The sequence below is a fragment of the Pantoea sp. X-Soil-MYKO-1785 genome (assembly GCF_059730675.1).
Genome location: NZ_AP036000.1, coordinates 749,649 through 774,919 on the forward strand (window position 1 = coordinate 749,649; position 25,271 = coordinate 774,919).

General features: G+C 57.3%; 26 protein-coding genes. 8 read left to right on the top strand and 18 right to left on the bottom strand.

The window, feature by feature from the left end; all coding sequences use genetic code 11:
• Position 1: 1 nt before the first annotated feature.
• The 4 genes from AC6I8D_RS03310 to AC6I8D_RS03325 all read right to left on the bottom strand — a co-directional run bounded on the left by AC6I8D_RS03310 (position 2) and on the right by AC6I8D_RS03325 (position 4,867).
• The gene (locus tag AC6I8D_RS03310) at positions 2–1,192 is read right to left on the bottom strand and encodes a sialidase family protein (RefSeq protein ID WP_312055402.1); all 1,191 of its coding nucleotides are present in this window, start codon (positions 1,190–1,192) and stop codon (positions 2–4) included.
• Position 1,193: 1 nt separating this feature from the next.
• Positions 1,194–2,609, bottom strand: a complete 1,416-nt coding sequence (locus tag AC6I8D_RS03315) for a sodium:solute symporter family protein (protein WP_312055415.1) — start codon at positions 2,607–2,609, stop codon at positions 1,194–1,196.
• Positions 2,610–2,822: 213 nt separating this feature from the next.
• Positions 2,823–3,707 (bottom strand): dihydrodipicolinate synthase family protein, encoded by an 885-nt coding sequence (locus AC6I8D_RS03320; RefSeq protein ID WP_497819652.1) that lies wholly within the window; start codon positions 3,705–3,707, stop codon positions 2,823–2,825.
• A gap of 8 nt (positions 3,708–3,715) precedes the next feature.
• Entirely contained in the window at positions 3,716–4,867 is a 1,152-nt protein-coding gene (locus AC6I8D_RS03325; protein ID WP_312055404.1) for an iron-containing alcohol dehydrogenase, read from the bottom strand.
• A 186-nt stretch (positions 4,868–5,053) separates the two neighbouring features.
• Here AC6I8D_RS03325 and dtnK point away from each other — a divergent pair, with 186 nt between their 5' ends.
• From dtnK to AC6I8D_RS03340, 3 genes are read left to right on the top strand one after another with little or no spacing between them, the layout of a single operon-like run.
• Complete coding sequence (dtnK, locus tag AC6I8D_RS03330; RefSeq protein WP_312055405.1) at positions 5,054–6,376, top strand: D-threonate kinase; 1,323 nt, start codon at positions 5,054–5,056, stop codon at positions 6,374–6,376.
• Positions 6,369–7,349, top strand: a complete 981-nt coding sequence (locus tag AC6I8D_RS03335; protein WP_497819653.1) for a D-threonate 4-phosphate dehydrogenase — start codon at positions 6,369–6,371, stop codon at positions 7,347–7,349. The genes dtnK and AC6I8D_RS03335 overlap by 8 nt, the downstream gene beginning before the upstream one ends.
• Before the next feature lie 6 nt (positions 7,350–7,355).
• Complete coding sequence (locus tag AC6I8D_RS03340; protein ID WP_312055407.1) at positions 7,356–8,117, top strand: DeoR/GlpR family DNA-binding transcription regulator; 762 nt, start codon at positions 7,356–7,358, stop codon at positions 8,115–8,117.
• A gap of 59 nt (positions 8,118–8,176) precedes the next feature.
• On the opposite strand, the gene speD is transcribed toward AC6I8D_RS03340, so the two are convergent.
• From speD to AC6I8D_RS03355, 3 genes are all read right to left on the bottom strand, one after another.
• Entirely contained in the window at positions 8,177–8,986 is an 810-nt protein-coding gene (gene speD / locus AC6I8D_RS03345; protein ID WP_312055408.1) for an adenosylmethionine decarboxylase, read from the bottom strand.
• Positions 8,987–9,014: 28 nt separating this feature from the next.
• The gene (speE, locus tag AC6I8D_RS03350; protein WP_046289196.1) at positions 9,015–9,878 is read right to left on the bottom strand and encodes a polyamine aminopropyltransferase; all 864 of its coding nucleotides are present in this window, start codon (positions 9,876–9,878) and stop codon (positions 9,015–9,017) included.
• Positions 9,879–9,985: 107 nt separating this feature from the next.
• Positions 9,986–10,333, bottom strand: coding sequence for a YacC family pilotin-like protein (locus tag AC6I8D_RS03355; protein ID WP_009092068.1), 348 nt, complete (start codon positions 10,331–10,333; stop codon positions 9,986–9,988).
• 180 nt (positions 10,334–10,513) lie between these two features.
• On the opposite strand from AC6I8D_RS03355, the gene cueO reads away from it, so the two are divergent.
• Positions 10,514–12,100 carry a multicopper oxidase CueO gene (gene cueO, locus AC6I8D_RS03360; RefSeq protein ID WP_497819654.1) on the top strand — a complete coding sequence of 529 codons (1,587 nt, stop codon included), beginning with the start codon at positions 10,514–10,516 and terminating at the stop codon, positions 12,098–12,100.
• 1 nt (position 12,101) lies between these two features.
• Here cueO and AC6I8D_RS03365 read toward each other — a convergent pair whose 3' ends face one another.
• Entirely contained in the window at positions 12,102–13,385 is a 1,284-nt protein-coding gene (locus AC6I8D_RS03365; protein ID WP_312057492.1) for a cystathionine gamma-synthase family protein, read from the bottom strand.
• A gap of 235 nt (positions 13,386–13,620) precedes the next feature.
• Here AC6I8D_RS03365 and hpt point away from each other — a divergent pair, with 235 nt between their 5' ends.
• On the top strand, positions 13,621–14,157 hold the full coding sequence (gene hpt / locus AC6I8D_RS03370; protein WP_046289198.1) for a hypoxanthine phosphoribosyltransferase: 537 nt from the start codon (positions 13,621–13,623) through the stop codon (positions 14,155–14,157).
• A 73-nt stretch (positions 14,158–14,230) separates the two neighbouring features.
• Here the strand turns inward: hpt and can are convergent, their stop codons facing one another.
• On the bottom strand, positions 14,231–14,884 hold the full coding sequence (gene can / locus AC6I8D_RS03375; RefSeq protein WP_031375743.1) for a carbonate dehydratase: 654 nt from the start codon (positions 14,882–14,884) through the stop codon (positions 14,231–14,233).
• A gap of 108 nt (positions 14,885–14,992) precedes the next feature.
• On the opposite strand from can, the gene AC6I8D_RS03380 reads away from it, so the two are divergent.
• The 3 genes from AC6I8D_RS03380 (at position 14,993) to AC6I8D_RS03390 (ending at position 18,135) form a co-directional block, all read left to right on the top strand.
• Positions 14,993–15,919, top strand: a complete 927-nt coding sequence (locus AC6I8D_RS03380; RefSeq protein WP_031375742.1) for an ABC transporter ATP-binding protein — start codon at positions 14,993–14,995, stop codon at positions 15,917–15,919.
• Positions 15,916–16,686: an ABC transporter permease gene (locus AC6I8D_RS03385; RefSeq protein ID WP_312057491.1), complete on the top strand. Its 771-nt coding sequence runs from the start codon at positions 15,916–15,918 to the stop codon at positions 16,684–16,686. Before AC6I8D_RS03380 ends, AC6I8D_RS03385 begins: the two co-directional genes overlap by 4 nt.
• A gap of 435 nt (positions 16,687–17,121) precedes the next feature.
• Positions 17,122–18,135, top strand: coding sequence for an acyltransferase family protein (locus tag AC6I8D_RS03390; RefSeq protein ID WP_312057489.1), 1,014 nt, complete (start codon positions 17,122–17,124; stop codon positions 18,133–18,135).
• A 58-nt stretch (positions 18,136–18,193) separates the two neighbouring features.
• On the opposite strand, the gene panD is transcribed toward AC6I8D_RS03390, so the two are convergent.
• The 9 genes from panD to thpR all read right to left on the bottom strand — a co-directional run bounded on the left by panD (position 18,194) and on the right by thpR (position 25,261).
• Entirely contained in the window at positions 18,194–18,574 is a 381-nt protein-coding gene (panD, locus tag AC6I8D_RS03395; protein WP_031375740.1) for an aspartate 1-decarboxylase, read from the bottom strand.
• 51 nt (positions 18,575–18,625) lie between these two features.
• The gene (gene panC / locus AC6I8D_RS03400) at positions 18,626–19,480 is read right to left on the bottom strand and encodes a pantoate--beta-alanine ligase (RefSeq protein ID WP_312759331.1); all 855 of its coding nucleotides are present in this window, start codon (positions 19,478–19,480) and stop codon (positions 18,626–18,628) included.
• Between the two features lie 15 nt (positions 19,481–19,495).
• Entirely contained in the window at positions 19,496–20,290 is a 795-nt protein-coding gene (gene panB / locus AC6I8D_RS03405; RefSeq protein ID WP_497819655.1) for a 3-methyl-2-oxobutanoate hydroxymethyltransferase, read from the bottom strand.
• Positions 20,291–20,373: 83 nt separating this feature from the next.
• The gene (folK, locus tag AC6I8D_RS03410; RefSeq protein ID WP_312057486.1) at positions 20,374–20,859 is read right to left on the bottom strand and encodes a 2-amino-4-hydroxy-6-hydroxymethyldihydropteridine diphosphokinase; all 486 of its coding nucleotides are present in this window, start codon (positions 20,857–20,859) and stop codon (positions 20,374–20,376) included.
• Complete coding sequence (gene pcnB, locus AC6I8D_RS03415) at positions 20,856–22,274, bottom strand: polynucleotide adenylyltransferase PcnB (protein WP_312759446.1); 1,419 nt, start codon at positions 22,272–22,274, stop codon at positions 20,856–20,858. Before pcnB ends, folK begins: the two co-directional genes overlap by 4 nt.
• 39 nt (positions 22,275–22,313) lie before the next feature.
• Entirely contained in the window at positions 22,314–23,240 is a 927-nt protein-coding gene (gene gluQRS, locus AC6I8D_RS03420) for a tRNA glutamyl-Q(34) synthetase GluQRS (RefSeq protein ID WP_497819656.1), read from the bottom strand.
• 73 nt (positions 23,241–23,313) lie between these two features.
• Positions 23,314–23,769: an RNA polymerase-binding protein DksA gene (dksA, locus tag AC6I8D_RS03425; protein WP_031375735.1), complete on the bottom strand. Its 456-nt coding sequence runs from the start codon at positions 23,767–23,769 to the stop codon at positions 23,314–23,316.
• 248 nt (positions 23,770–24,017) lie between these two features.
• Complete coding sequence (gene sfsA / locus AC6I8D_RS03430; RefSeq protein WP_497819657.1) at positions 24,018–24,722, bottom strand: DNA/RNA nuclease SfsA; 705 nt, start codon at positions 24,720–24,722, stop codon at positions 24,018–24,020.
• An 11-nt stretch (positions 24,723–24,733) separates the two neighbouring features.
• Positions 24,734–25,261, bottom strand: a complete 528-nt coding sequence (gene thpR / locus AC6I8D_RS03435; RefSeq protein WP_409519792.1) for an RNA 2',3'-cyclic phosphodiesterase — start codon at positions 25,259–25,261, stop codon at positions 24,734–24,736.
• Between the last annotated feature and the right edge of the window lie 10 nt (positions 25,262–25,271).

Sequence of the window (25,271 nt, forward strand, 5' to 3'; positions counted from 1 at the left end):
ATCACGCGCGACCTCCCGCCACCCACGACTCTTCAACGCGTACATACTTGATCGCCTGACGGTAAAAGGTGTAGGCAATATGCAGTTCGCCACCGGCCCCCTGTTTAATGCTCGGATAAGAGAATTCACGGTTCAGCTTCTGCTGTGAATTGTTGGTCATGCAGTAGCCATCGCCTTCATCCAGATTACGCTGCAGCGGCCAGCTTTTGCCGCCGTCAGGCGAAATCGCCAGCGTCATGGGCGCGCGCGGAGCACCCCAGAAGGCCGTTCGCGCGCCGTGTGCCACTGGCTGGGCGGCGACAGCCACCTCATCATCCTCATCTTCAATTTCGTCATACAGCGACAGCCGCCGCTCGCTCGCGCCTTCCGCGCTCATCGCATTAAACACCAGCGCCAGATGACCATTGCGCAGCGTGGTGACCTGAATCGACGAGTTATTGTTAGGCAGCGACAGCGGCTGCGGGGCACTCCAGCTTTCGCCCTGATCGACGGAGCGGCTCTGGTAAATATGATCGGCCCAGCGGCTGCGATAGAGCGCCAGCAGCGTGCCGTCATCCAGCAGCGTAACGTTCATGTGAACGCAGCCGGTGCTGTCCGGGACCGCAACATCACGCCAGCTCTGCCCCTTGTCCTCAGAGATTTTTACCGCACTGATATCATAACTGCCGACCCACTTTTCACCCGGCCGGGTCAGGCAGTAAAACACCGGCAGCAGCCAGTTACCGTTGGGCAGCACCACCACCGGTTGGCGGATAAAGGTGCCTGGCTTATCCAGCAGCGTGCCGATAGCGCCCCAGCTGCGGCCCAGATCGTGCGACTGGCGATAGCGCACAATCGCGGTGTCCTGATTACCCGATTTTTGCGCGGTCCACAGTAGCCACAGCACCTGATCCGGATCGAGGAATAGCACCGGGTTTTGTTCTGAACGGCCCGGATCGTCTGACAGTTTCTGCGCCTCGCTCCAGCGAGAGCTACCTTCTGCCAGCCGCGAACACCAGATCGAGATATCGGCGATACCTTCCTGGGTGCCGCCAAACCAGACGCAGAGCAGGTCGCCATTGGGCAGCGGCAGCAGATTGGCAGCATGATTTTGCGGGCAGGGCGATGGCAGCATCGCCACCTGTTGCGCGCTATCCTGCGGATGCGGCGCCAGCTGGCCGGTGCGTTCGACGGTGACGGTTTCCTGAGTCATATTAGGCTCCACTGTTTTGTGCATTGCGTTGCGTATTGGGCTGAGGCTGGCGTGACGGAATGCAGCGGTCAATCACCATGATGATCGCCGGCGTCGCCAGCGCCACGTACATATTATCGATGCCGAAGGGGTTACCGAGGATAAACCACACTGAGGTCGCCAGACAGGCGCCGATCAAACCGGCATTGGCGCCGCGGGTGCTTTTAAACCACGGCAGGTAAAACGCCATGATCGCCACCACGGTAATCGACAGACGAATGGCGCGGGTAAAGAATGACAGCTTCAGCACTTCCGGGAAGAACAACACGAACAGCAGCGGGAAGAAGCCGATGGCGATCGAGATCCAGCGCGTCATCTTAAATTCACGCTCCGGGGTCGGATTGCGGTAGGGCACGTAAAAGTCTTTCACCACCAGCGAGGCGATCGCCAGCGCCACGGTGCCAACGCTGACGAAGATCGACGCCACCAGTGAGGTGGTGACAATGCCCGCCAGCCACGGTGACATATCCTGCAGAAACACCGGCAGCGCATACAGGCTGTTGATATCCGGATGGGCAAATTTCGCCGCCACGCCAATCAGCGCCATCGCCAGACCAATCGGCAGGCAGAAGAAGAAGGCGACCCAGGTGGCACGCTTCGCGGACTTCACATCTTTGGTTGACGAGATCGCCTGGATCACAAACTGGGTACAGAAGATCGAACCGACCGTCCCGATTAGCCACGCCACAATGGTGCTGGCCCCGACGTGACCATCCCACGTCCAGTAGAACGCCGGCATTTTTTCAATCATGGGTGCTACACCGCCGGTCATCTTCAGCGCCACGAACAGGATTATCAGGATCCCGGCATACTTGAGCGCGCTGTGCAGCAGGGTGACCCAGGCGACCCCTTTCATTCCGCCGAAGGCAAAATAGAAGGTGCTGACCACCGCAGTAATAAAGGCTGCCTGCGTCAGGTCGATTTTCAGCACGGTTGAAATGGCCGCTGCGCCGCTGATGTAGTTGCCGACGTTCACCAGCAGCAGCGCATAGATCATGATCAGAGAGATGATATTTTTGGTCGAGGTGCCATATTTCTCGGCAATCGCGCCCGAAATGGTGATTTTGCCGGTGTTATAGATGCGTTTCACCAGGATAAGGCCAAACAGCGGGAAGCCGATCGCCGCGCCAATCACTGACCACGAGGCGGCAAAGCCATCCTCAAAGGCTGCCTGGGCGGTGCCAATGGTCGACTTCGCGCCGATATATTCAGACATCAGCATCACGCCGACGATAAACGCCGGCATCGCGCGTGACCCTTCCATAAAGTCACCGCTGCTTTTGCTGCGCAGCCGCCAGGTCAGCCAGGTGGTAAACAGGATATAGGCGAGCACCATGCCGACGATCAGCAGGGTGCTCTCAGTTGAAAATGCTTTCATCATGACCTCGATTGTTCTGGCAGATGGCGACCATCAGGTTCGTTCTCATCTGACCGGTAGGATACAAAGATGATGGTCGTTCCCCGGCAGGGCAGGCTGACGACACGCCAAAAGGTGATCGGTCATTGGTGCCAGCCGCAAGCGGTTCGCGGTGTCGTTTCAGGACCTCACCCCGGTCCTGCCGAAGACGCAGGGCATCCGCCCTGCTGGCGATTACTGCAGGTACTGATTAACGATCTGGCGGATCAGCTGCTGCTCATCGGCGCTGAACTGCACCGCATAGCGGCTGTCACCGACGTCAAAGCCCAGCAGGCTGACCGCCTTTTTCACCGCGGCAGGGGAGAAGCCAATGCTATAAAGATCGGTACGTAAACCGGTGACGCGCTCCTGCGCCTGATACGAACCGGCAATATCGCCAGCGTTAAACTGCGCCCAGATGGCGTTGATCGCCTGAGGTGCCACGTTTGCCAGCCCGGAAATGCAGGCGGAGCAGCCATCGACGAAACCCTGATGAATCAGCGAGTCGGGACCGTTCAGCACATCGAAATGATCGATGCCGTCGGCAGCCTGCAGGAAGCCGCTCAGGCTCTGGTAGCTGCCGGCTGAATCTTTGATACCGATGATGTTCGGATGTGCTGCCAGCGTCCTGACGGTGTCAGGCTGCAGAGTATTGCCGGTACGCGCAGGGATGTTGTAAAGGAACAGCGGCACCTCAAGCGCGTCCGCAACGGCGTGATAATGCGCAATCAGCTCCTGCTGCTTTAACGGCACGAACCAGGGTGTAATCACCGAGACGGCATCAATGCCCAGCCTGGCGATCTGCTTACCCAGGCGGATGGTTTCACGGGTTGATATCTCGCCAATGTGCGCCACCACCGGCGCGCGGCCGTTGACTTCATCGACGCAGGTTTCAGTGACCGCGATTTTTTCCTGCTGGTTCAGCACAAAGAACTCTCCGTTGGTGCCGCCGCAGAAAATGCCGTTACCGGCGTCGAGCTGGCGTCGCACCTGCTCACGCTGGGCAGCCGGATTAAACTCACCGTCGCGATCAAAAGTGGTAACGATGGCGGTCAGGACGCCGGTTATTTTTTTGTTCATGACAATCCTCATTGCGCCGGGTGAGAAGGAAACAGCGTCAGGTAGACCGCACGGACATCGTCCGCCGTCACGGCCATCGGCACGTTTTTCATCAGGCGCTGCACGTCGAGCGCCGCATCGACTAAATAGGGCAGGTGATCCGGGCTGATGCCCAGCGCTTCCAGGCTGGCCGGCAGCTGCAGGCGCTGAACCAGCGCGCTGAAATAATCGACCAGCGCATGAGATTTCTGCTCCTCGCTTAATCCGGTATCAGCCTCGGGCAGCAGATCGTAAGCCTGAGCAAATTTGCTCACCGCCGCGGGCCGGACAAAGCGCATGCAGGGGGCCAGCAGAATGGCATTGGCGACGCCGTGCGGCAGATGATATTTGCCGCCGAGCGGGTAGGACATGGCGTGGACCAGGTGCGTCCCGGCGTGAGCAATCGACGCTCCGCCGTAATAAGAGGCCCACAGCATCTCCAGTCGCGCCGCTAAATTGTGCGGTTCACGTAGCGTGGTTTCGAGGCTGGCGAACAGCTTCTTCAAGCCGATCAGCGCATAGTTATCGCTTACCGGATTGGCGACCGTGGCGGTGAAACACTCAATCAGATGGCACAGCGCATCAATCCCGGTGGATGAAGCAATATGCGGCGGCATGCTGGTGGTGAGTTCCGGCACCAGCGCGACCCAGTCGGGCAGCATCACCGGTGAAATAATGCCGATTTTGGTCTGTTTCTCTGGAATCGCCAGAATCGCATTCGGCGTAGCTTCCGAGCCGGTGCCGGCGGTGGTCGGAATCAACAGCGAGCGGACGCGGCGCTGCGGTTTCTCGCCTGCCAGCAGCGCATCCAGTGACGGTGCATCGCCAGCGCACAGCACTGATAGCAGCTTCGCGACATCCAGCACGCTGCCGCCGCCGATGCCAATCACCAGTTCAACCTGTTGCGGCGGCAGCGCGCTGACAATCGCCGCCACATCATGCTGGCTCGGCTCTGGCGGAACGCTGTTCACCACGCTGAGGCCGGGGAACTGCTGCCGGAGCTGCCCCACCAGCGCCTGCACGGCGGGAATGGCCTCAATGTTGTTATCGGTTACCACTAACGCTGTCGTGATGCCGTCCAGCAGATAGCGCATGTCGTTCAACGCCTGGTAGCCGCTGATCACCGTGCTGTTGATATTCATTTCACACCCTTGTTGGTATTGTCTGAAGCAATGATTGATATCGCTCAGAGTAATGCTGACGTAATCCCCTTCCTGTGGCTCATTTTATAGGGCATATCGATTTCGATTAATTTGATCTTGCTCACATATAATCAATCATGATTGAATATAATCAATTGCAGCGGCAATAGCCTGACAGGAGAGACGATGAATTCGTCATGGTGGAAAACCCCGGTAGTGGTCATCGCCGATGACTTTACCGGGGCCAATGATGCAGGCAGTGGGCTGGCGCAGGCTGGTGCCCGGGTGCAGGTGCTGTTCAGCCCGACGACGCCGGCGGGCAGTGAGGTGGCGGATGTCTGGGTAATCAGCACCGACAGCCGGGCAGTCACGCCGGCACTGGCGGCAGAGCGGGTCACTCAGGCGGTGGGCCACTACGGCCCACAGATTGCGCAGGGCTGGCTGTTTAAAAAGATCGACTCCACGCTGCGGGGCAACGTCGCAGCCGAACTGCGGGCGGCGCTGGCAGCCAGCGGTAAACGTCTGGCGCTGGTGGCGCCGGCCGTTCCGCACCTCGGTCGCACCACGCGTGCCGGTCAGGTCTGGCTTGGCGATCGTTTGCTGACGGATACCGAATTTGCCAGCGATCCCAAAACCCCGATTGTCAGCGCCAGCGTGCTGCAGCAGCTGCATATTGAGGGAGATCGGATCGATCTCGCCACCCTGCGCAGCGATCGGCTCGATCAGCGCTTAACGGCGGCCCGCGGCGTGCTGGTGGTCGATGCTGAAAATGACGCTGATCTGGCCCGCCTGATGGCAGCAGCGGCACGGCTGAGTGAAAAGCCGCTGCTGGTGGGGGCGGCAGGCTTAAGCGAGGCCCTGGGCCGCCATCTCGCCGCCCGGCCTGTGCCGTCGTCATCGGCGGAAAAGAGAGTTAGCGGTACGGCGGCTGACGCAGGTGTCCACGCAGCACGACCGGTACTGGCGGTTATCGGCTCGATGAGCAGCCGCGCACAGCAGCAGATCGCCACGCTGGCGACCCAGCGGCAGGTGACGGTGGTGGATGTTGATATCCGTCAGCTGTTCTGCCAGCCCACCTGGCCCGATGCGGCGGACTGGCTGGGACAAGCCACGACGGCGCTGCGTCAGGGACGACATACGGTGATCCGCACCTGTCAGCATGCTTCACAGCGGCATGAGGTTGAGACGCTCTGCCAGCAGTTTCAGCTGACGCGCCAGCAGTTGGGCGAGGCGATCTGTCAGCTGTTGGGCGAGATAACCCGCACGCTGTGTAACAGCCAGCTGCCGCATGCGCTCTATCTGTCTGGCGGCGACGTGGCGATTGCCGTCGCTCAGGCGTTAGGTGCCAGCGGATTTCAGATTCAGGGCCTGGTGGCGGGCTGTGTGCCGCACGGGGTTCTGCTTAACAGTGAATTTACCCTGCCGGTGATGACCAAAGCCGGTGGCTTTGGTGATGAAAACACCCTGGTAGCAGCCATTGGTTTTATTGAGGAGAAGTCGAGTGAGTAAAATTATTGCGGTCACCATGGGCGATCCGGCGGGCATCAGCCCGGAAATCATTATCAAGTCGCTGTCGGAAGGCGAATTAAATGGCGTGCCGGCGGTGGTGGTCGGCTGTGCCGCAACGCTGCGGCGGATTATGGCGATGAACATTACGCCACAGGCGGAACTGCGGATCGTGGATCGGGTGGCATCGGCCCACTTTGCGCCCGGCATCATTAACGTGATTGATGAACCGTTAGCCGATCCTGAGGCGCTGAAGCCCGGCGTGGTGCAGAAACAGGCGGGTGATCTGGCATGGCGCTGCGTGAAACGCGCCACCGAACTGGCGCTGGCGGGCGAGGTGCAGGCTATCGCCACTGCGCCATTGAATAAAGAGGCGCTGCACGCGGCGGGTCATCTCTATCCGGGTCACACCGAACTGCTGGCGCACCTGACCGGCACCCAGGATTACGCCATGGTGCTCTATACCGATAAGCTGAAGGTGATCCACGTCACCACTCATATTGCGCTGCGTAAATTCCTCGATACCCTGAGCCGTGCTCGCATAGAGACGGTGATCGGCATGGCGGACACCTTCCTGCGTCGGGTCGGCTTCACCCAGCCGCGCATCGCCGTGGCGGGCGTTAATCCGCACGCTGGGGAAAACGGCCTGTTTGGCAATGAGGAGATCACTACGGTTGCGCCGGCGATTGCGGCGATGAAAGCACAGGGCATCACGGTGTCGGGCCCCTGTCCACCGGATACGGTATTCCTGCAATGTCAGGAAGGGCAGTACGATATGGTGGTGGCGATGTACCACGATCAGGGACACATTCCGCTGAAGCTGCTGGGATTCTACGACGGAGTGAACATCACTGCGGGCCTGCCGTTTATCCGCACCTCGGCGGACCACGGCACGGCGTTTGATATCGCCTGGACAGGTAAAGCGAAGTCTGAGAGCATGGCGATCTCTATCAAACTCGCGATGCAGCTCGCATAGGGAAATATGAAGGGACAGAGCCGTCTTGACCAGATTATGGATTACCTGAAAAGCCATAATCTGGTGACTGTTGAGCAACTGGTCAGTGCGATATCCGCCTCGCCGGCCACGATTCGACGTGATTTGATTAAGCTGGATAAAGAAGGGGTGATCAGCCGCAGTCATGGCGGCGTCACCCTTAACCGGTTCATACCTGCGCAGCCGACCACGCTGGAAAAGATGCAGCGTAATCTGGCAGAAAAGCAGGCGATAGCCGCCTGTGCCGCCAGCTTTGTTCAGGCGGGCGATGCGGTGGTGCTGGATGCCGGTACCACCATGCTGGAGCTGGCGCGGCAGCTTACTCATCTGCCGCTGCGGGTGATTACCGCCGATCTGCACATTGCGCTGTTTTTATCGGAGTTCAGGCAGATAGAGGTAACGATTATCGGTGGCCGCATCGACGACTCCAGCCAGTCCTGTATTGGCGAACATGGCCGTCGACTGTTGCGCAGCATCAATCCGGATATCGCCTTTGTCAGTTGTAATTCGTGGAGCCTTGAGCGCGGCATTACTACTCCGACCGAGGAGAAAGCCGGGCTGAAGCACGATCTGCTGGCCAATGCCGGCCGACGGGTGTTGCTGGCTGACAGCAGCAAATATGGTTCCTGGTCACTGTTTTGCGCCGCACCGCTGGAGAGCCTGACCGACATTGTGACCGATGAACGGCTGGAAGAGGCTGCCCGGCATGGGCTGCGAGAGCGTGGGATTGGCTTGTTGCTGACCGCCTGAGCAACGGCGGTAAGAACAGTCAGCGGCGGCTGCCAGACACAGCGCGCCGCCGGGAAGGATTACAGCGTTTTCAGACCCACCGACGGGATATTTCTGCCGTAATAAATTTCACGCATCTCTTTCCACAGCAGGTCGGTAATCCGTTTATGCTCCTGCGGGCTAAGATCTTCGGGTTTGGTGTTGAACAGGTAGTGCTTCAGATCGAACTCTTTCAGCAACATTTTGGTATGAAAGATATTTTCCTGATAAACGTTCACGTCCACCATGTCATACATTGCTTTCATATCGTCCGACATGAAGTTCTGGATCGAATTAATTTCGTGATCGATAAAGTGCTTCATTCCCTTCACATCACGGGTAAACCCACGCACCCGGTAATCGACCGTGACAATGTCAGATTCCAGCTGGTGAATCAGGTAGTTCAGCGCTTTGAGCGGTGAAATCACGCCGCAGGTAGAGACTTCAATATCGGCGCGGAAGGTACACAGTCCGCCTTCCGGATGACTTTCCGGATAGGTGTGTACGCAGATATGACTCTTATCCAGATGGGCCACCACCGAATTCGGTAACGGGCCAGGGTGTTCCGAGTTATCGATATCTTTCGGATCGATCGGTTCTTCGCTGACCAGAATGGTGACGCTCGCGCCCTGCGGCTCATAATCCTGGCGCGCAATGTTCAGCACGTTGGCACCAATGATCGAGCAGGTCTCGGTCAGAATTTCGGTCAGACGGTTGGCGTTATATTGCTCATCAATATAGGCAATATAACCATCACGTTCAGCTTCAGTATTCGCATAGCAAATATCGTAAATACAAAAACTCAGGCTCTTAGTCAGGTTGTTGAAGCCATGTAGTTTTAGCTTTTGCAATTTCACTCACCCCCTTAGAAATGTGCCATCAGCGCGTGGCGGATAACGCATTCAACAAATATTGCGGCAGGGCAAAACTGCCGGTATGGATTGCCGGTGTGTAGTAACGGCAGGTCAGGCCAGCGGCCTCGAAACGCGCCTGTAACGTCGCGCTATCGAGCTGGCGCAGCGCCGGATTGTCACTGGCCCAGGCGAAAGTCATGATGCCGCCATAATAGGTCGGAATCGCCGCCTGATAGAAACTGACATCGGCAAAATAGTGACCCAGTTTGCGATGGCTGTTGACCGCTTCGTCCTGCTGCAGGAAGCAGACGCCATTCTGTGCCACAAAGATGCCATTTTCATTAAGGGCCGCTTTGCAGCCGGCATAAAATTCTGAGGTAAACAGACTTTCGCCGGGACCGATCGGATCGGTGCAGTCCGAGATGATGACATCAAATTTTTCGCGGGTCTGGTTAACAAAGTTAACCCCGTCGTCGATCACCAGAGTAAAGCGCGGATCGTCATAGGCACCGGCGCTGTGATTCGGCAGATACTGACGACAGAACGTCACCACGCCCGCGTCAATCTCCACCATGGTGATCTTTTCGATCTGCGGATGACGTGACACTTCGCGCAGCATCGCGCCATCGCCGCCGCCGATAATCAGCACGCTTTTCGCCGCACCGTGCGCCAGCAGAGGAACGTGGGTCATCATTTCATGATAGATAAATTCGTCGCGCTCGGTGGTCTGTACCACACCGTCGAGCGCCATCACGCGACCCATCGCGGCATTTTCGAAAATGATTAAATCCTGATGCGCAGTTTTCTCACGATAGAGTTGTTTATCAATCGTGAAATACTGGCCAAAACCGGCATGAAGGGTTTCATACCACATTTCATTTTGGGCCATGGTGGGGCTCTCCTCTGATGACATCGCCATGAAAATGGGCGGCACATCATAGCTAACTCTGACCGTGGTTGCACGGTCAAATGTCCAGCAGCAGAGCGGGGAGAGGATTACCTGACGTAGGCCAGCAGACTCAGTGAATCACGCGCCAGTGACTTGCATTTTTTATCGTTAGTGATGGCGATGCCGCTCAGGTCACGATAGCTCTCTTCACCCAGCGCCTTCATGTTGTAATTGCTGTAGTTGCTTAAATCCCAGCGGTTCTGCTGAGCAAAAAACACCAGCGCTTTACGAATCTGCGCATCCGGCAGATCCTGGTAGCCGCAATCATTCTTCAGATAGACGAACACCGCCGTCAGATCGGCCAGATCTTCCGCTTCGGATTCGCTCAGGGCAAAACTGGTGGAGGAGAAGCCAAGGAGTCCCGTCAGCAGCAGGATCTTAATGCTTTGCTTCATAATCGTTCTCTTCAATGGATATTGTTAATGACGTTAGCACAGTTGCTATCAGGTTTTCGATTAATTTGCCGCGCCGTGCGGCTCGCCAGCTTTTTTCGGCTGATTCTGGCGGGTAACACTTGACCTTCCCATAAGGTCAGGGTTTAGGCTGTCTGCTCTCATGCCACAAGGATGATCACCATGCAACGTCGCCACTTTCTGAAACTCACCGCCGCCCTGAGTGCCGCCGGGGCGCTGCCGCTCTGGAGCCGCTCGCTGATGGCCGCCAGTCGCCCGCTGTTGCCTGTTCCCTCGTTGCTGACGCCGGATGCTAACGGCCAGTACACGCTGACCGCGATGCAGGGCACCAGTCAATGGAATGGCAAAGCGGTGCCGACCTGGGGCTATAACGGCAACTTGCTCGGACCGGCGATCCGGCTGCAAAGCGGCAAGCCGGCCACGGTGAACATCCATAACCGGCTGAACGAAGCAACTACGCTGCACTGGCACGGCCTGGAGATCCCTGGCGCGGTTGACGGCGGACCGCAGGCCAGCATCGCCGCCGGCGACTCCCGTCAGGTCTCTTTCACCCCCGATCAACCGGCAGCAACCTGCTGGTATCATCCGCATCTGCACGGGAAAACCGGCCATCAGGTGGCGCAGGGGCTGGCGGGGCTGATCCTGCTGGAAGATAACGAGATCGGCAAACTGCGGCTGCCGACCCAGTGGGGCGCGGATGATGTGCCGCTGATCTTCCAGGATAAACAGCTGACTCAGGATGGCAGCCGCATCGATTACCAGCTGGACGTGATGCGCGCTGCGGTCGGCTGGTTTGGCGACATGATGCTGACCAATGGCGTGCAGTATCCCCAGCAAGCGGTACCGCGCGGCTGGCTGCGGTTGCGCTTACTCAACGGCTGCAATGCCCGCTCGCTGGATATCGCCGCCAGCGATCGGCGTCCACTCTATGTCATCGCCAGTGATGGCGGACTGCTGGCCGAGCCGGTGAAGCTGGAATCCCTGCCGATGCTGCCGGGCGAGCGCTTTGAAGTGATGATCGATACCGGGGATGGTAAGGCTTTTGATCTGGTGACTCTGCCGGTCGGGCAGATGGGCATGACGCTGGCACCGTTCGATCAACCACTGCCGCTGGTGCAGATTTTACCGCTGCGGGTGATGGCCAGCGGCACGCTGCCGGATCGGCTGGCAACGCTGCCGCCGCTGCCGAAAACCGAAGCGCTGACCAGCCGCTGGCTGCAACTGATGATGGACCCTCAGCTGGATCAGCAGGGGATGCAGGCGCTGATGCAGCGCTACGGTGACAAGGCGATGGGCAAAGGTGGCCACCATACGATGCCGATGGCGCATGATAAACCGGCGGCCAGTCACGAGCAGTCGATGGATCACAGCATGCACGGCATGGCGCAACCGGCCGGTTACGATTTCCGTAATGGCAATAAGATTAACGGCCAGGCGTTCAATATGACCCAGCCGTCATTCGCGGTAAAACTGGATGAAACGGAAAAGTGGACCATTTCCGGCGAGGGCGACGCGATGCTGCATCCGTTCCATATTCACGGCACCCAGTTCCGTATCCTGTCAGAAAACGGCAAACCCCCGGCGCCGCATCGACAGGGCTGGAAAGACATGGTGAATGTCGACGGCTGGCGCAGTGAAGTGCTGGTGCGCTTCAGTTACGTCGCCGCCGCCGAACATGCCTATATGGCCCACTGTCATCTGCTGGAGCATGAAGATACCGGCATGATGCTCGGGTTCACCGTCAGCTAAATCAGGCCTGATCCAGCGCCAGCCTGATATCTTCAATCAGGTCACCCGCGTTCTCGATACCAATCGACAGCCGCACCGTGGCGTCAGTGATGCCGATACGCTGACGCACCGCCTGTGGCACACCGGAGTGGGTGGTGCTGCCGGGATGGCTGGCGAGCGACTCGGTGCCGCCAAGGCTGACCGCCTGCTTGAACAGCGACAGGGCGTTAAGAAAACGGAAGGCTGCCTGCTGGCCACCCGCAATATCAAATGAGAAGGTCGACCCGGCTCCGCTGCACTGCTCACGGTAGGTTTTGCCTTCGGCACTCGCTTCATCCAGATACGGCAGCCAGTGCAGCTTCGCCACTTTAGGGTGATCGCGCAGGAAGGCGGCCACCGCTTCGGCATTGTGAAACGCTTTCTCCATTCGTAGCGACAGGGTTTCCAGCGATCGGCTGATCATCCAGCTGGAGTGCGGATCGAGCTGAGTGCCGATCGCACTGCGCAGCGCCCGAATCTGCCCCATCAGCTTTTTACTGCCCATTGCGGCACCGGCAATCAGGTCGGAATGGCCGCCAACGTATTTGGTCAGCGAGTAGAGCGAGAGATCTGCGCCCAGCGTCAGCGGCTGCTGAAACAGCGGGCCGAGCAGGGTGTTGTCGCAGGCGATAATCGGACGTGAACCCTGCTGCTGGTCGATCTCATCGGCGATCCGCGCCATCAGACGGATGTTCACCAGGCTATTGGTCGGGTTGGCCGGCGTCTCGATCAGGATAATCGCTACCCGACCCAGCGCCATCGCCTGCTGCGCCGCCTCCCGCACTTTGGTTTCATCATTGCCGTCGCTAAAGCCGACCGCCTTAATCTCCAGATTGTGCAGCGTCTTGCTTAGCAGCGTTTCGGTGCCGCCATACAGCGGCTGGGAATGCAGAATCACCTCGCCCGGCCGGGCAAAGGTCAGCAGGGTCGTGGCGATCGCCGACATACCGGACGAGAACAGCGAACAGCTCTCTGCCTGCTCATAGACCGCCAGCCGATCCTCAACGATTTCACTGTTGGGATGGTTAAACCGCGAATAGACCAGTCCACCCGATTTGCCTGCTGGCGGCTCACGCCGGCCTGACACATAGTCAAAGAAATCCCGTCCCTCTTCTGCGCTGTCAAACACAAAGGTTGAGGTCAGAAACACCGGCGGCTTGACCGCGCCTTCAGAGAGGCGAGGGTCGTAGCCGTAATTCAGCATCTGGGTTTCAGGATGCAGCGGGCGATCGCCGATGTGGGTTTTTTTGCTTGATGATGAAGTCATTGAGATCTCCGGCCAGCGGCGCGAGTGGAGTAACGATATGTTGGATAAAGGCTACCACGCAGCGAATCATGCTGGTAAATGCCAGAAAGTTCTAAGGTAATGCGCATTTGCACCACCGCTCGCCGGGACGCAATAATTTTCACCACGGTATCGTTTGCTTTACGCCTGTCGCAGCCGCCGTGCGCCTCTCTATGATAGACTTCGTGGCTTTTCTGACGTAACCGGGCTGAAAGCAATGAAACACACTGTTGAAGTGATGATCCCTGAACAGGCAATCGCCGCGCGCATCGCTGAACTGGGCAAAGAGATTAACGACCATTACCGTGACAGCGGCAGCGATATGGTGCTGGTGGGGCTGCTGCGTGGCTCTTTTATGTTTATGGCCGACCTGTGCCGCGCGATTGACGTCCCGCATGAGGTCGACTTTATGACCGCGTCGAGTTACGGCAGCGGTATGTCCAGCAGCCGCGATGTGAAAATCCTGAAGGATCTGGATGAAGATATCCGGGGTAAAGATGTGCTGATCGTCGAAGATATTATCGACTCCGGCAACACCCTGAGTAAGGTGCGCGAAATCCTGCAGCTGCGTCAGCCAAAATCACTGGCGATCTGTACCCTGCTGGATAAGCCGGAGCGCCGTGAAGTGGAGGTCAACGTGGAGTATGTCGGCTTTGCCATCCCGGATGAGTTCGTGGTTGGATTTGGTATCGACTATGCGCAGCACTATCGCCATCTGCCGTATATCGGCAAAGTGGTGCCGATCGAATCCTGAGTGCAGCGCACCGCACATTCTTCCAAGGCCAGCACCGCCTGCTTCGTGTAGGCTGTGTCGCGCCTGACTCCGCTTATTTATCGCTATTCAACAGATTAGCGATGCCGTGACGGTAGCGTTGTTCAAGGATTTCGCGGCTGTTTGCCGTAACATCAAGGTTACGCAGGCAGCCGTCCTGAATGCCGTAAACCCAGCCATGCAGTGAGACATTCTGCCCGCGTTTCCAGGCAGATTGCAGCACGGTTGAATGTCCCAGGTTATAAACTTGTTCAACGACGTTGATTTCGCACAGTTTATCCAGGCGTTTATCCGGCGGGAGTTCCCCCAGCAACACGCTATGCTTGTACCAGAGGTCACGGATGTGCAGCAGCCAGTTGTCGATCAACCCCAGTTCCGGGTTATCCATCGCCGCCTGCACGCCGCCGCAGCCGTAATGACCACAGACAATGACGTGTTCAACTTCCAGCACTTCGATGGCGTACTGCACCACGGAAAGACAGTTGAGATCGGTATGAATCACCAGATTGGCGACGTTGCGGTGGACAAACAGTTCACCCGGTTCCAGTCCGGTCAGACGTTCGGCGGGGACGCGGCTGTCAGAGCAGCCAATCCACAGGAAGCGCGGTTTTTGGGCCTGGGCGAGCCGCTCAAAAAAGCCGGGATCTTCTTCGACCAGTAATTTGGACCATTCGCGGTTATTACTGATCAGGGTATCGATATCTGTCATGGCGTTGAGCGACCGGTTACTGCGCAGAGTGCGTGCGCGTACTATAGGCGAAGGCTTCACAAATTTAAACGGCATTACATTGCCATCAAAACAGGGTATGGATTCGGAATGACTTATGCACTGGAACTTTCCCGGCTGACCAAGACCTATCCCGGCGGCGTGCAGGCGCTGAAGGGTATCGATCTTAACGTTGAAGCCGGTGATTTTTATGCACTGCTGGGACCGAATGGCGCCGGTAAATCAACCACCATTGGCATTATCAGTTCGCTGGTCAACAAATCTGACGGCAGCGTCCGGGTGTTTGGCTACGATCTGGAAAAAGATGTGGTCAATGCCAAACGCCAGCTGGGTCTGGTGCCGCAGGAATTTAACTTCAACCCGTTTGAGACGGTGATGCAAATCGTGGTTAACCAGGCGGGTTACTATGGCGTCGAACGTCGCGAAGCCAATGAGCGGGCGGAAAAGTACCTGAAGCAGCTCGATCTGTGGGGAAAACGCAGCGAACGGGCGCGGATGCTCTCCGGCGGCATGAAGCGCCGTCTGATGATCGCCCGGGCGTTAATGCATGAACCCAAGCTGCTGATCCTTGATGAGCCAACCGCCGGGGTTGATATCGAACTGCGACGCTCAATGTGGGTGTTCCTGAAAGATCTCAACGCCAAAGGCACCACCATTATTCTCACCACCCACTACCTGGAAGAGGCAGAAATGCTGTGCCGCAATATCGGCATTATTCAGAGCGGGGAACTGGTCGAGAACACCTCAATGAAAGAGCTGCTCTCTAAGCTTAAATCGGAAACCTTCATCCTCGATCTGGCGCCGCGCAGTCCGTTACCAACGCTGGAAGGCTTCCAGTATCGTCTGGTGGATACCTCGACGCTGGAAGTAGAAGTGTTGCGGGAGCAGGGTCTGAACAGCGTGTTCAGCCAGCTCAGCGCGCAGGGCGTGCAGGTGCTGAGCATGCGTAACAAAGCCAACCGTCTGGAAGAGCTGTTCGTCGGCCTGACGCAGGGAAAAACAGGAGCAAAAGCATGACACATTTGTACTGGGTGGCGCTGAAGAGCATCTGGGCCAAAGAGATTAACCGTTTCGCCCGCATCTGGATCCAGACGCTGGTGCCGCCGGTGATCACCATGACGCTCTACTTCATCATCTTCGGTAACCTGATTGGCTCGCGGATTGGTGAAATGCACGGGTTCAGCTATATGCAATTCATCGTGCCGGGTCTGATCATGATGGCGGTAATCACTAACGCCTATGCCAACGTCGCCTCGTCGTTCTTCAGCGCCAAGTTCCAGCGCAACATTGAAGAGCTGCTGGTCGCCCCGGTGCCGACCCACATTATCATCGCCGGTTACGTCGGCGGCGGGGTAGCGCGTGGCGTCTGCGTCGGCATTCTGGTCACCGCCATTTCGCTGTTCTTTGTGCCGTTCCATGTCCACTCCTGGAGCATGGTGGCGGTGACGCTGCTGCTGACCGCGGTGCTGTTTTCGCTGGCCGGCCTGCTGAATGCGGTGTTTGCCCGGACTTTTGATGACATCAGCCTGATCCCGACCTTTGTGCTGACGCCGTTAACCTATCTCGGCGGGGTATTCTATTCCCTGACGCTGCTGCCGCCTTTCTGGCAGGCGGTCTCGAAACTTAATCCGATCGTTTATATGATCAGCGGTTTCCGTTTCGGCTTCCTCGGTATTAACGACGTGCCACTGGTATTTACCCTGTCGGTGCTGATCGCCTTTATCGTGGTGTTCTATGGTCTGGTGTATACCCTGATTCAGCGCGGACGTGGATTGCGGACCTGATTGCTGCCCTCACTAAAAAAGCCACGCGGCTATTACGGCGTGGCTTTTTTTTGTCCGTATAACGGTTGTCCGATTTAAGCTGGCGGCCGGTGTCAAATTTAACCTTTTAATAACATCATCAGCCAGCCGCGGCGCATTATTCTTCCTCAGTCGCGGACATTAATACCCGCCTGGCCGCTAGTGGCAATAAAATAACCTTAAGCATTATCTGATAATCACCCGTTCTGCCTTTATATCGTTCTGATTTGACACAGCTAAAAAACTTTTAGGAATTGTATTAATGGCTGGCTGTTGTTTAATTGCAGCTGAGTTATCAAAATAGCGCCAGATTAAGGTTATTCCTCTGAACATGGACGAAAAAGGGGGGATGTTGAGTGTTCAATAAGAAAGGCACCCGGTAGATCAGGGCCGGTCTTAATTAAAAGGCAGGAAAAAATGAATCGTATTACGTGGATCGATAATCTGCGGGGATTGAGTATTCTCGCAATCATTTTTTTGCATAGCACCATCGCCGTGCATAATAATGCCGGACACTTTACCGCCTTCAGTAGCCTGTTAAATGAAATGCTTGCACCAGTTCGATTAGGACTGATGTTTTTCGTTTCAGGTTTATTTGTCGATGCGGGATTAAGAAAAGGCCTGGGTCCTTTTTTTAATAATAAGGTCCGCAGCATCCTTTATCCTTTCGTGGTTTGGGTGATTATTTATGGCGGGTTAAAGATTGCCTTTAGCTCAATGGCCAATACGCCGCAGTCACCGTTGAACATTATTCTCTCCCACCTGACGGGCGGGGGCGATATGACATGGTTCCTGCAGTCGCTGTTTATTTTCTTTGTGGTGATTATCTTTGCCCGTCACCTGCCGTTCCTGCTGGTGTTCGCGGTCTGTATGGGACTGAGTTGGGGGCTTCCGGCGATCGATCCTGACAGCGTATTTGCCAGCTTCGATAACACCCACGTCAATAAGTCGTTTTACCTGTTCGTTTTCTTCTACCTCGGTGACTACGTGGTAAGAAAACAGGTCGATATCGCGGATAAAGTGCAGCATGGCCCGACGTTAATCATTTCACTGTTAAGCTTTGTGCTGCTCTCCTGCTTAAATATCCTGGTGCTGGAGAACAACTCGCCGGCTTTACTGTCGCCGCTGGCGCTGTTGTCGGTGCCGTTCTTTGTCTGGATTGCGCTGAAGCTGAAGTCGAATCTGGTTTACTATATCGGGGTCAACTCAATCGTCTTTTACCTGTCGCATTATCTGGCGATTCAGTTCTTCAGCAAGATGGTGAAGTTTGAAAGTCCGTCAGCCTGGGTTAACGATCTGAAGTTTATCTCCGCTTTTCTGGTGGCGCTGGCGCTGCCGTGGACGCTGTGTCTGCTGAGGAAACGTGGCTGGTTCAACTTCCTGTTTACCATGAAAAAACCGTCTAAATCGCTCGCGACTAAACCGGTGTAAGCGCGGTCAGGTCAGCAAAAAAAGGGCCGCCGATCGCCGATCGGTGGCCCTTTTTCGATCAGGCAACCTGCACCGGGACCGCTTTCGCCAGCCGCTTCATCTGGTTGTCGCCCTCAAAGTAAGCCACTTTAGGCTGCCACTGGCGTGCTTCCGCATCCTCAACCTGCACGTAAGAACAGATGATCAGAATGTCGCCTTCACAGGCGCAGCGTGCCGCCGCCCCGTTGACGGAAATGATTTTGGAGCCACGTTCAGCGGCGATGGCGTAGGTCGAAAAGCGCTGGCCGTTGGTGACGTTGTAAATATCAATCGCTTCATATTGCAGAATGCCGGACGCATCAAGGAAGTCCTGATCAATAGCACAGGAGCCTTCATAGTTGAGGTCCGCCTGCGTAACCTTCACGCGGTGCAATTTGCCTTGTAATACAGTGCGAATCATAGCCAGAAACCTTGTCAGACGAGGAATAAAATGACCTTCAGCGGATGCAGCTTACTGCGTCAGGTCGACAGTTTGATTATCGATTAAGCGGGCATTACCCAGCCAGGCCGCCATCAGTACCACGGCGCGCTGGCTGTCAACCGTCAGCGGTTGCAGGGTTTCCGCATCGCAAATGGCCAGGCCATCCGGACGTAAGCCCCGCTCCAGCAGCGTCTGACTGGCCGCCTCGATGATCTCTTCAATGTGGCGCTCGCCGTTGGCCAGCCGCGCCGCCATCTGATTCATGACCTGACTCAGCGCAGGTGCCAGCTTACGCTCATCAGCGGTCAGGTAGCCATTGCGTGAACTCAGCGCCAGGCCATCTTTGGCGCGCACCGTCGGCACGCCGACAATCTCAATGTCGAAGCCCATGTCAGCCACCATCTTGCGAATGATCGCCAGCTGCTGAAAATCCTTTTCACCGAAACAGGCAATGTCCGGCTGAACCAGGTTAAACAGCTTGCTGACAATGGTCGCCACGCCGCGAAAATGGCCGGGACGGGTTTCCCCTTCCAGCAGCGAAGAGAGCACCGGCACTTCAACAAAGGTCTGATTCTTCAGGCCATGCGGGTAGACTTCAGCCGGTGACGGGGCGAACACCACATCAACCTGATGGCGGTTCAGCTTCTCGCAATCCTGCTGCAGGGTACGCGGATAGCGCGCCAGATCGTCAGCGCGATCAAACTGCATCGGGTTGACGAAGACGGAGACAATCACGATGTCGCCGCGCGATCGCGCTTCATCAACCAGCGTTAAATGTCCTTCGTGCAGATTGCCCATGGTGGGCACCAGCGCGATGCGCTTACCTTGTTGCCGCCAGCGGCGCACTTCACGGCGCAGCATCGGCAGCGTTTCAATGATCAACACGGTTACTCTCCTGAGTTACTGGAAGCTGTGCTCTGCCGCCGGGTAGGTGCCGGCTTCGACTTCGGCGATATAGTGGCGAATCGCGGCGCGGATATCGCCGGTCGCGGCGAGGAAGTTTTTAGCAAATTTGGGAATGTGACCGCCGGTCACGCCCAGCGCATCGTGCATTACCAGGATCTGTCCATCAGTTACGTTTCCGGCCCCAATGCCGATCACCGGAATGGAGAGGGCAGCGGTCACGCGCTGAGCCAGCGCAACCGGTACGCACTCCAGCACCATCAGCTGTGCACCTGCTGCTTCCAGCGCCAGCGCATCCGTCATCAGCTGCTCTGCGCCTGCTTCATCCCGGCCCTGAACCTTGTAGCCGCCAAAGATATTGACCGACTGTGGCGTCAGACCAAGGTGCCCGCAGACCGGTACCGCACGCTCGGTCAGCATCCGTACCGTCTCTGCCAGCCAGCTGCCGCCTTCCAGCTTCACCATATTGGCACCGGCACGCATCAGCTGAGCGGCGTTGTCGAAGGTTTGTTGTGGTGTGGCATAGCTCATGAACGGCAGGTCGGCGAGCAACAGCGCCTGTGGCGCACCGCGCCGGACGGCGGCAGTGTGGTAGGCGATATCGCTGACCGTGACCGGCAGGGTGGAATCATGACCCTGCACCGTCATGCCGAGGGAATCACCAACCAGCATCACCTGGATGCCTTCATCGGCAAACAGGCGGGCAAAACTGAAATCGTAGGCAGTCAGCGTGGCGAATTTTTTGCCGTCGGTTTTCCACTGACGCAGATGTGACATTGTGGTGGGTTTCATGGCGCTCTCAACTCAGAAATTCTGATGGGCGCAGTTTACTGGATAGCGTGAAAGAGCGGAATCGAAGATGTGTGATTGTGTGCTCAGGCGTGCCAGAGTTGGATAGCGCCGCTGTCGAGGGTGGCAAGCACGGCGCTGAGCGCCCGGCCATCCGGCAGCGTGGCGTCAGGTGCGATGGCCAGCAGCGGCACCAGCATAAAGGCGCGGTTCAGCAAGTCATAGTGCGGCACGATCAGGCGATCGCTGTTAATCACCGCGTCGCCAAACAGCATCACATCGATATCCAGCGTGCGTGGACCCCAGCGCTCCGCTTTACGCACCCGGCCATGCTCTCGCTCAATCCGCTGGGTATGATCCAGCAACGCCTCGGCACTCAGTCCGGTCTCCAGCGCCACGGCGGCGTTGAGAAAGTCAGGCTGATCGGGGGGGCCGTAGGGCGGCGTGCGATAGAACGGCGAGGTGGCGATGCGTTGCGTCTGCGGCAACGCATCCAGTGCGCTTAGCGCTGCATCAACCTGATGCAGCGGATCGGCCAGATTACTGCCTAACGCGAGGTAAACCCGGGTCATGACGCGTTTTGATTATCGCGACGCGGTGCCGAAGGACGACGGCGAGGACGGCGTGATTTATGCCGCGGTGCCGGATCGTCACCCAGGTTATTGAGCATGGTTTTCTGGTGTGGCGGTGCCGCCACCTGGAATTCACCCCACCACTGGCTCAGGCGCAGCAGTTCCGGGTTGTTTTCCACTTCAGCGCGCAACGCCAGCAGGTCATACGCGGCGCGGAACTTAGGATGCTCCATCAGTTTCCAGGCGCGTTTACCGTGGCGACGCGACATGCGTAACTGAAGCTGCCAGATATCACGGATTAGCGACGTGATACGTTTCGGGATCGCCAGCGCGCGGCAGGCTTCATCCAGCGTATCGTTCATTGCCATCGCAAAGGCTTCGAAATAGGTCAGGCCGCTTTCCTGCGCAATGCGTTCGGCCGCTTCAAGCTGTGGATACCAGAACATCGCCGCAAACAGGAAGGCCGGATTGACGCGCATGTCGTTGTGGATGCGGTTATCGGTGTTTTTCAGCACCTGAGCCAGCATCTTCTCCATCAGGCTGTCGCTCTGTTCGGTGAAGTTGCGCGCCAGCGTCGGGAACAGCGGCTGGAACAGCTGGTATTCACACAGCTTGAGGTAGGTGCTATAGCCGTAACCTGCCTGCAGCAGCTTAAGCGACTCTTCGAACAGGCGCGCGGGCGGAATATCACGCAGCAGCGAGGCCAGACGCGGGATCGGCTCAGCTGTTTCCGGCGCAATGCTCATGTTGAGCTTGGCGGCAAAGCGCGCGACGCGCAGCATCCGCACCGGATCTTCGCGGTAGCGGGTTTCCGGATCGCCAATCAGACGAATGATGCCCTGTTGCAGATCCTGCAGACCGCCAACATAGTCACGGACGCTGAAATCGGCGACGCTGTAGTAAAGGCTGTTGATGGTGAGATCGCGGCGCTGGGCATCATCTTCGATGGTGCCGAAAATGTTGTCGCGCAGCAGCATGCCGCTCTGGGCGCGCTGCGAACTGTTGCGATCGTCTTCGCTCTCTTCCATCTGGTGGTGACCACGGAAGGTAGCAACCTCAATCACTTCCGGACCAAACATCACGTGCGCCAGACGAAAACGACGGCCAACCAGGCGACAGTTGCGGAACAGCTTGCGCATCTGCTCTGGCGTGGCATTGGTGGTGACATCGAAATCCTTGGGTTTTTGCCCCAGCAGCAAATCGCGCACGCCACCGCCTACCAGATAGGCTTCATAACCGGCTTTATTCAGGCGATAGAGCACTTTGAGGGCATTTTCGCTGATGTCTTTGCGTGAGATGGTGTGGCTTTCACGAGGAATGATGGTCATATGACTCTCTGGTTCAACCTCTGCAGGGGCTTCCTCTTCATCACGCTTCAGGACTTTCCGGCAAAAATTAGCTACTCGGGTAAAAATGGGACACCTCGACAGTGGCGTAAAAGGGTGTAGGTAAAATCAGCGGCTAATCATAGCCTGTTGAGAACCATTTGAGAATGCTGTTGTCTCTGCATCCGGTTTCAGGGCGTTGTCCTGGGGCATCAAAGCGATATTCCACTGCGACACCGCGTCAGACAGTAGTTTGTCCTGCGTTAAGTCCTGCCAGCCGCTGCAAACCGGCTGTCCGAGAAAGCGTAACGCCGCGACTAACAGCGGCCGGGCATCGCCATCCGGCAGTGACGGCGCATGATTCTGCTTCGACAACTTATTGCCGTCGTGATTCAGCGCCAGTGGCAAATGCAGATAGTCGGGCAGCGGCCAGCCAAACTGCTGATAAAGTGCAATCTGCCGCACCGTCGGCTCAATCAAATCCGCTCCGCGCACCACCTCGGTGACGCCCTGAAAATGATCGTCGACCACCACCGCCAGGTTATAGGCAAACAGGCCATCGCGGCGGTGAATAATAAAATCTTCCTGCGCCAGTCGCGGGTCCGCCTGCACCTTGCCGCGCAACCGATCGTCAAACGCCAGCACCGGGTTATGCTGCCGCAAACGCAGGGCGGCATACTCCGGCCCGCGCTGCCGATCGCGGCAGTAGCCATCATAGAACCCCCCGATCTGCTGAATGCGACGACGGGAACAGGTACAGAAATAACTCTGACGATGCTGCTGAAGCCAGGCCAGCGCGTCGCGGTAGGCCTGATGGCGCTGTGACTGCCACAGTACCTCGCCGTCCCAGGTCAGGCCGTAATGTTCCAGCTGATGCAAAATGCGCGAGGCTGCGCCAGGCACCTCACGCGGCGGATCGATATCTTCAATCCGCACCCGCCAGATACCCTGCTGCGCACGCGCGCTCAGGTAGCTGCCTAACGCAGCAATCAACGAGCCGAAATGAAGTTCACCAGACGGGGAGGGGGCGAAGCGGCCAATGCAGGAGGCGGTCATAGGCGTTAAACGTGACCACGCAGCGGAATAACCGGTAGGTGTTCCACTGCGTGGCAACGTGCTGGACGCGGCATTAGCCGGCCATTTGTTTCTCACGAATTTCTGCTAACGTCTTACAGTCGATGCAGAGATCGGCCGTTGGACGCGCTTCGAGACGGCGAATACCGATCTCAACGCCACAGGAATCGCAATAGCCAAAGTCGTCATCTTCAACTTTCTTCAGCGTCTTCTCGATCTTTTTGATCAGTTTACGTTCGCGATCGCGGTTACGCAGCTCCAGGCTGAACTCCTCTTCCTGCGCGGCACGGTCAACCGGGTCCGGGAAGTTAGCAGCTTCATCCTGCATGTGCGATACGGTACGATCGACCTCGTCCCGCAATTGATTACGCCAGGCTTCCAGAATCTTGCGAAAATGGGTCAGCTGCGCGTCGTTCATATACTCTTCGCCCGGCTTCTCCTGATAAGGCTCCACCCCAGCGATGGCGAGAATACTCAGGGACGATGTTTTACGGTTTTGCCCTTCTTGCATGTTGTTTCTCCTGGATAACACGCACTATACCCTTCGACTTTCGTCTTGCAGGTGCGTTGCTGCTAGCCTGCTGTTTGACATCTACGGGGTACATCGATCCCCCATTGGGGAAAAAAACAGGCCGCTATAAATAACAGAAGCAGTCAGGGTTGGCAATTATTCGTGAACGCACCTTGACAAGCCTGTGAGGAACAGCGTAATTGGGCCTCAGCACAGAGCATTCTTATCACATAAAATTGCAAAAGATATTACAAGCTTACGATAAGCGGCGTTTTAAGAAACATGCCCGCCGCGGATAAGTCCGCCTGATACGCTAAAACCTCCACGCCTTCCCGCTGCGCCTGGACCAGTTGCTCTGCGTAAGCCACGTCAATGTGACGCGCCGGGGAAACGTCCTCAATCCCCGAGTGCAGAACGGCAAACAACAAAACGGCCCGATGACCTTCTGCCGCGACCATAGCCAGCTCGCGCAGATGTTTCTGTCCCCGAACCGTCACCGCATCCGGAAAATAACCTTTTCCTTCATGTAAAAGGGTTACGGATTTCACCTCAATATAGCAGTTGCGTCGGTCCTGCGCCTTGAGCAGAAAATCAATTCTGCTTTTTTCACTGCCATATCTCACTTCTGCCTGTCGCTGCTGATAACCGGCCAGTTCCGGCAGGCGTTGCTGATCGAGCGCCTCTGCCACCAGCTGGTTGGCGCGCAGGGTATTGACGCAGATCCAGTGGCCCTGTTGCGTCTCGGTCAGCTCCCAGCTGTGCGGGTATTTTCGCGTCAGGCTGTCCGAGGTGGAGTACCAGACCCGGTCGCCTGGCGTGGCGCAGCCGGTCATGGCACCGGTATTGGCGCAGTGAATCGTCAGGATCTCGCCGGAGAGGGTCTCGACATCGGCCAGAAAGCGCTTGTAACGGGCGATCAAGCGAGCGGGTTTTAGCGGCGGAGAGAAATGCATAAGCGTCCTGATTAAGGCTGTAACGGCCAGCTGGCCAGCGCACGATAGCGGGTCCGGCCCTGAGCAAAGTCAGAGGCGAACAGGGAAAACTGCGTGACGCGAAAGCGCCAGTGAAAGCCGCGCGGCGGCAGGGCAACCGGCTGTGTCGCCTGTCGCAGCAGGGTGATGTGCGGATGAAACGGCTGCGGACTTTGATGACAGCCGTGGCGGGCGGCCTGCGCCCGTAACAGGCTGGCCAGTTGCAACAGACCGCGCGGCGCGCGCTGGCAACCGAGCCACACCACGCCGGGACGCGGCCAGTGACCGGCGTCATCCAGATCCAGATCAAACGCTGGCTGCACAATGCGCGACGCCAGGGTTTGCAGCCGCTGTGCGGTCTCTGGCGTCACCTCGCCAAGAAACGCCAGCGTCAGGTGCAGATTGGCGGCGGCCACCGGACGGCCCGCCTCGGCGGGAAAGGTATCGGCCCGCCAGCGCACCAGCTGTTGCTGCATCGCGTCAGGCAGGCTGATGGCAAAAAATAAGCGTTGGGTCGACATGGCGCTCTCC

Coding starts and splice junctions, on each gene's coding strand:
- AC6I8D_RS03310 (WP_312055402.1), bottom strand. CDS start 1,192: ATGACTCAGGAAACCGTCACCGTCGAACGCACCGGCCAGCTGGCGCCG.
- AC6I8D_RS03315 (WP_312055415.1), bottom strand. CDS start 2,609: ATGAAAGCATTTTCAACTGAGAGCACCCTGCTGATCGTCGGCATGGTG.
- AC6I8D_RS03320 (WP_497819652.1), bottom strand. CDS start 3,707: ATGAACAAAAAAATAACCGGCGTCCTGACCGCCATCGTTACCACTTTT.
- AC6I8D_RS03325 (WP_312055404.1), bottom strand. CDS start 4,867: ATGAATATCAACAGCACGGTGATCAGCGGCTACCAGGCGTTGAACGAC.
- dtnK (WP_312055405.1), top strand. CDS start 5,054: ATGAATTCGTCATGGTGGAAAACCCCGGTAGTGGTCATCGCCGATGAC.
- AC6I8D_RS03340 (WP_312055407.1), top strand. CDS start 7,356: ATGAAGGGACAGAGCCGTCTTGACCAGATTATGGATTACCTGAAAAGC.
- speE (WP_046289196.1), bottom strand. CDS start 9,878: ATGGCCCAAAATGAAATGTGGTATGAAACCCTTCATGCCGGTTTTGGC.
- AC6I8D_RS03355 (WP_009092068.1), bottom strand. CDS start 10,333: ATGAAGCAAAGCATTAAGATCCTGCTGCTGACGGGACTCCTTGGCTTC.
- cueO (WP_497819654.1), top strand. CDS start 10,514: ATGCAACGTCGCCACTTTCTGAAACTCACCGCCGCCCTGAGTGCCGCC.
- AC6I8D_RS03365 (WP_312057492.1), bottom strand. CDS start 13,385: ATGACTTCATCATCAAGCAAAAAAACCCACATCGGCGATCGCCCGCTG.
- hpt (WP_046289198.1), top strand. CDS start 13,621: ATGAAACACACTGTTGAAGTGATGATCCCTGAACAGGCAATCGCCGCG.
- can (WP_031375743.1), bottom strand. CDS start 14,884: ATGACAGATATCGATACCCTGATCAGTAATAACCGCGAATGGTCCAAA.
- AC6I8D_RS03380 (WP_031375742.1), top strand. CDS start 14,993: ATGACTTATGCACTGGAACTTTCCCGGCTGACCAAGACCTATCCCGGC.
- AC6I8D_RS03385 (WP_312057491.1), top strand. CDS start 15,916: ATGACACATTTGTACTGGGTGGCGCTGAAGAGCATCTGGGCCAAAGAG.
- AC6I8D_RS03390 (WP_312057489.1), top strand. CDS start 17,122: ATGAATCGTATTACGTGGATCGATAATCTGCGGGGATTGAGTATTCTC.
- panD (WP_031375740.1), bottom strand. CDS start 18,574: ATGATTCGCACTGTATTACAAGGCAAATTGCACCGCGTGAAGGTTACG.
- panB (WP_497819655.1), bottom strand. CDS start 20,290: ATGAAACCCACCACAATGTCACATCTGCGTCAGTGGAAAACCGACGGC.
- folK (WP_312057486.1), bottom strand. CDS start 20,859: ATGACCCGGGTTTACCTCGCGTTAGGCAGTAATCTGGCCGATCCGCTG.
- gluQRS (WP_497819656.1), bottom strand. CDS start 23,240: ATGACCGCCTCCTGCATTGGCCGCTTCGCCCCCTCCCCGTCTGGTGAA.
- dksA (WP_031375735.1), bottom strand. CDS start 23,769: ATGCAAGAAGGGCAAAACCGTAAAACATCGTCCCTGAGTATTCTCGCC.
- sfsA (WP_497819657.1), bottom strand. CDS start 24,722: ATGCATTTCTCTCCGCCGCTAAAACCCGCTCGCTTGATCGCCCGTTAC.
- thpR (WP_409519792.1), bottom strand. CDS start 25,261: ATGTCGACCCAACGCTTATTTTTTGCCATCAGCCTGCCTGACGCGATG.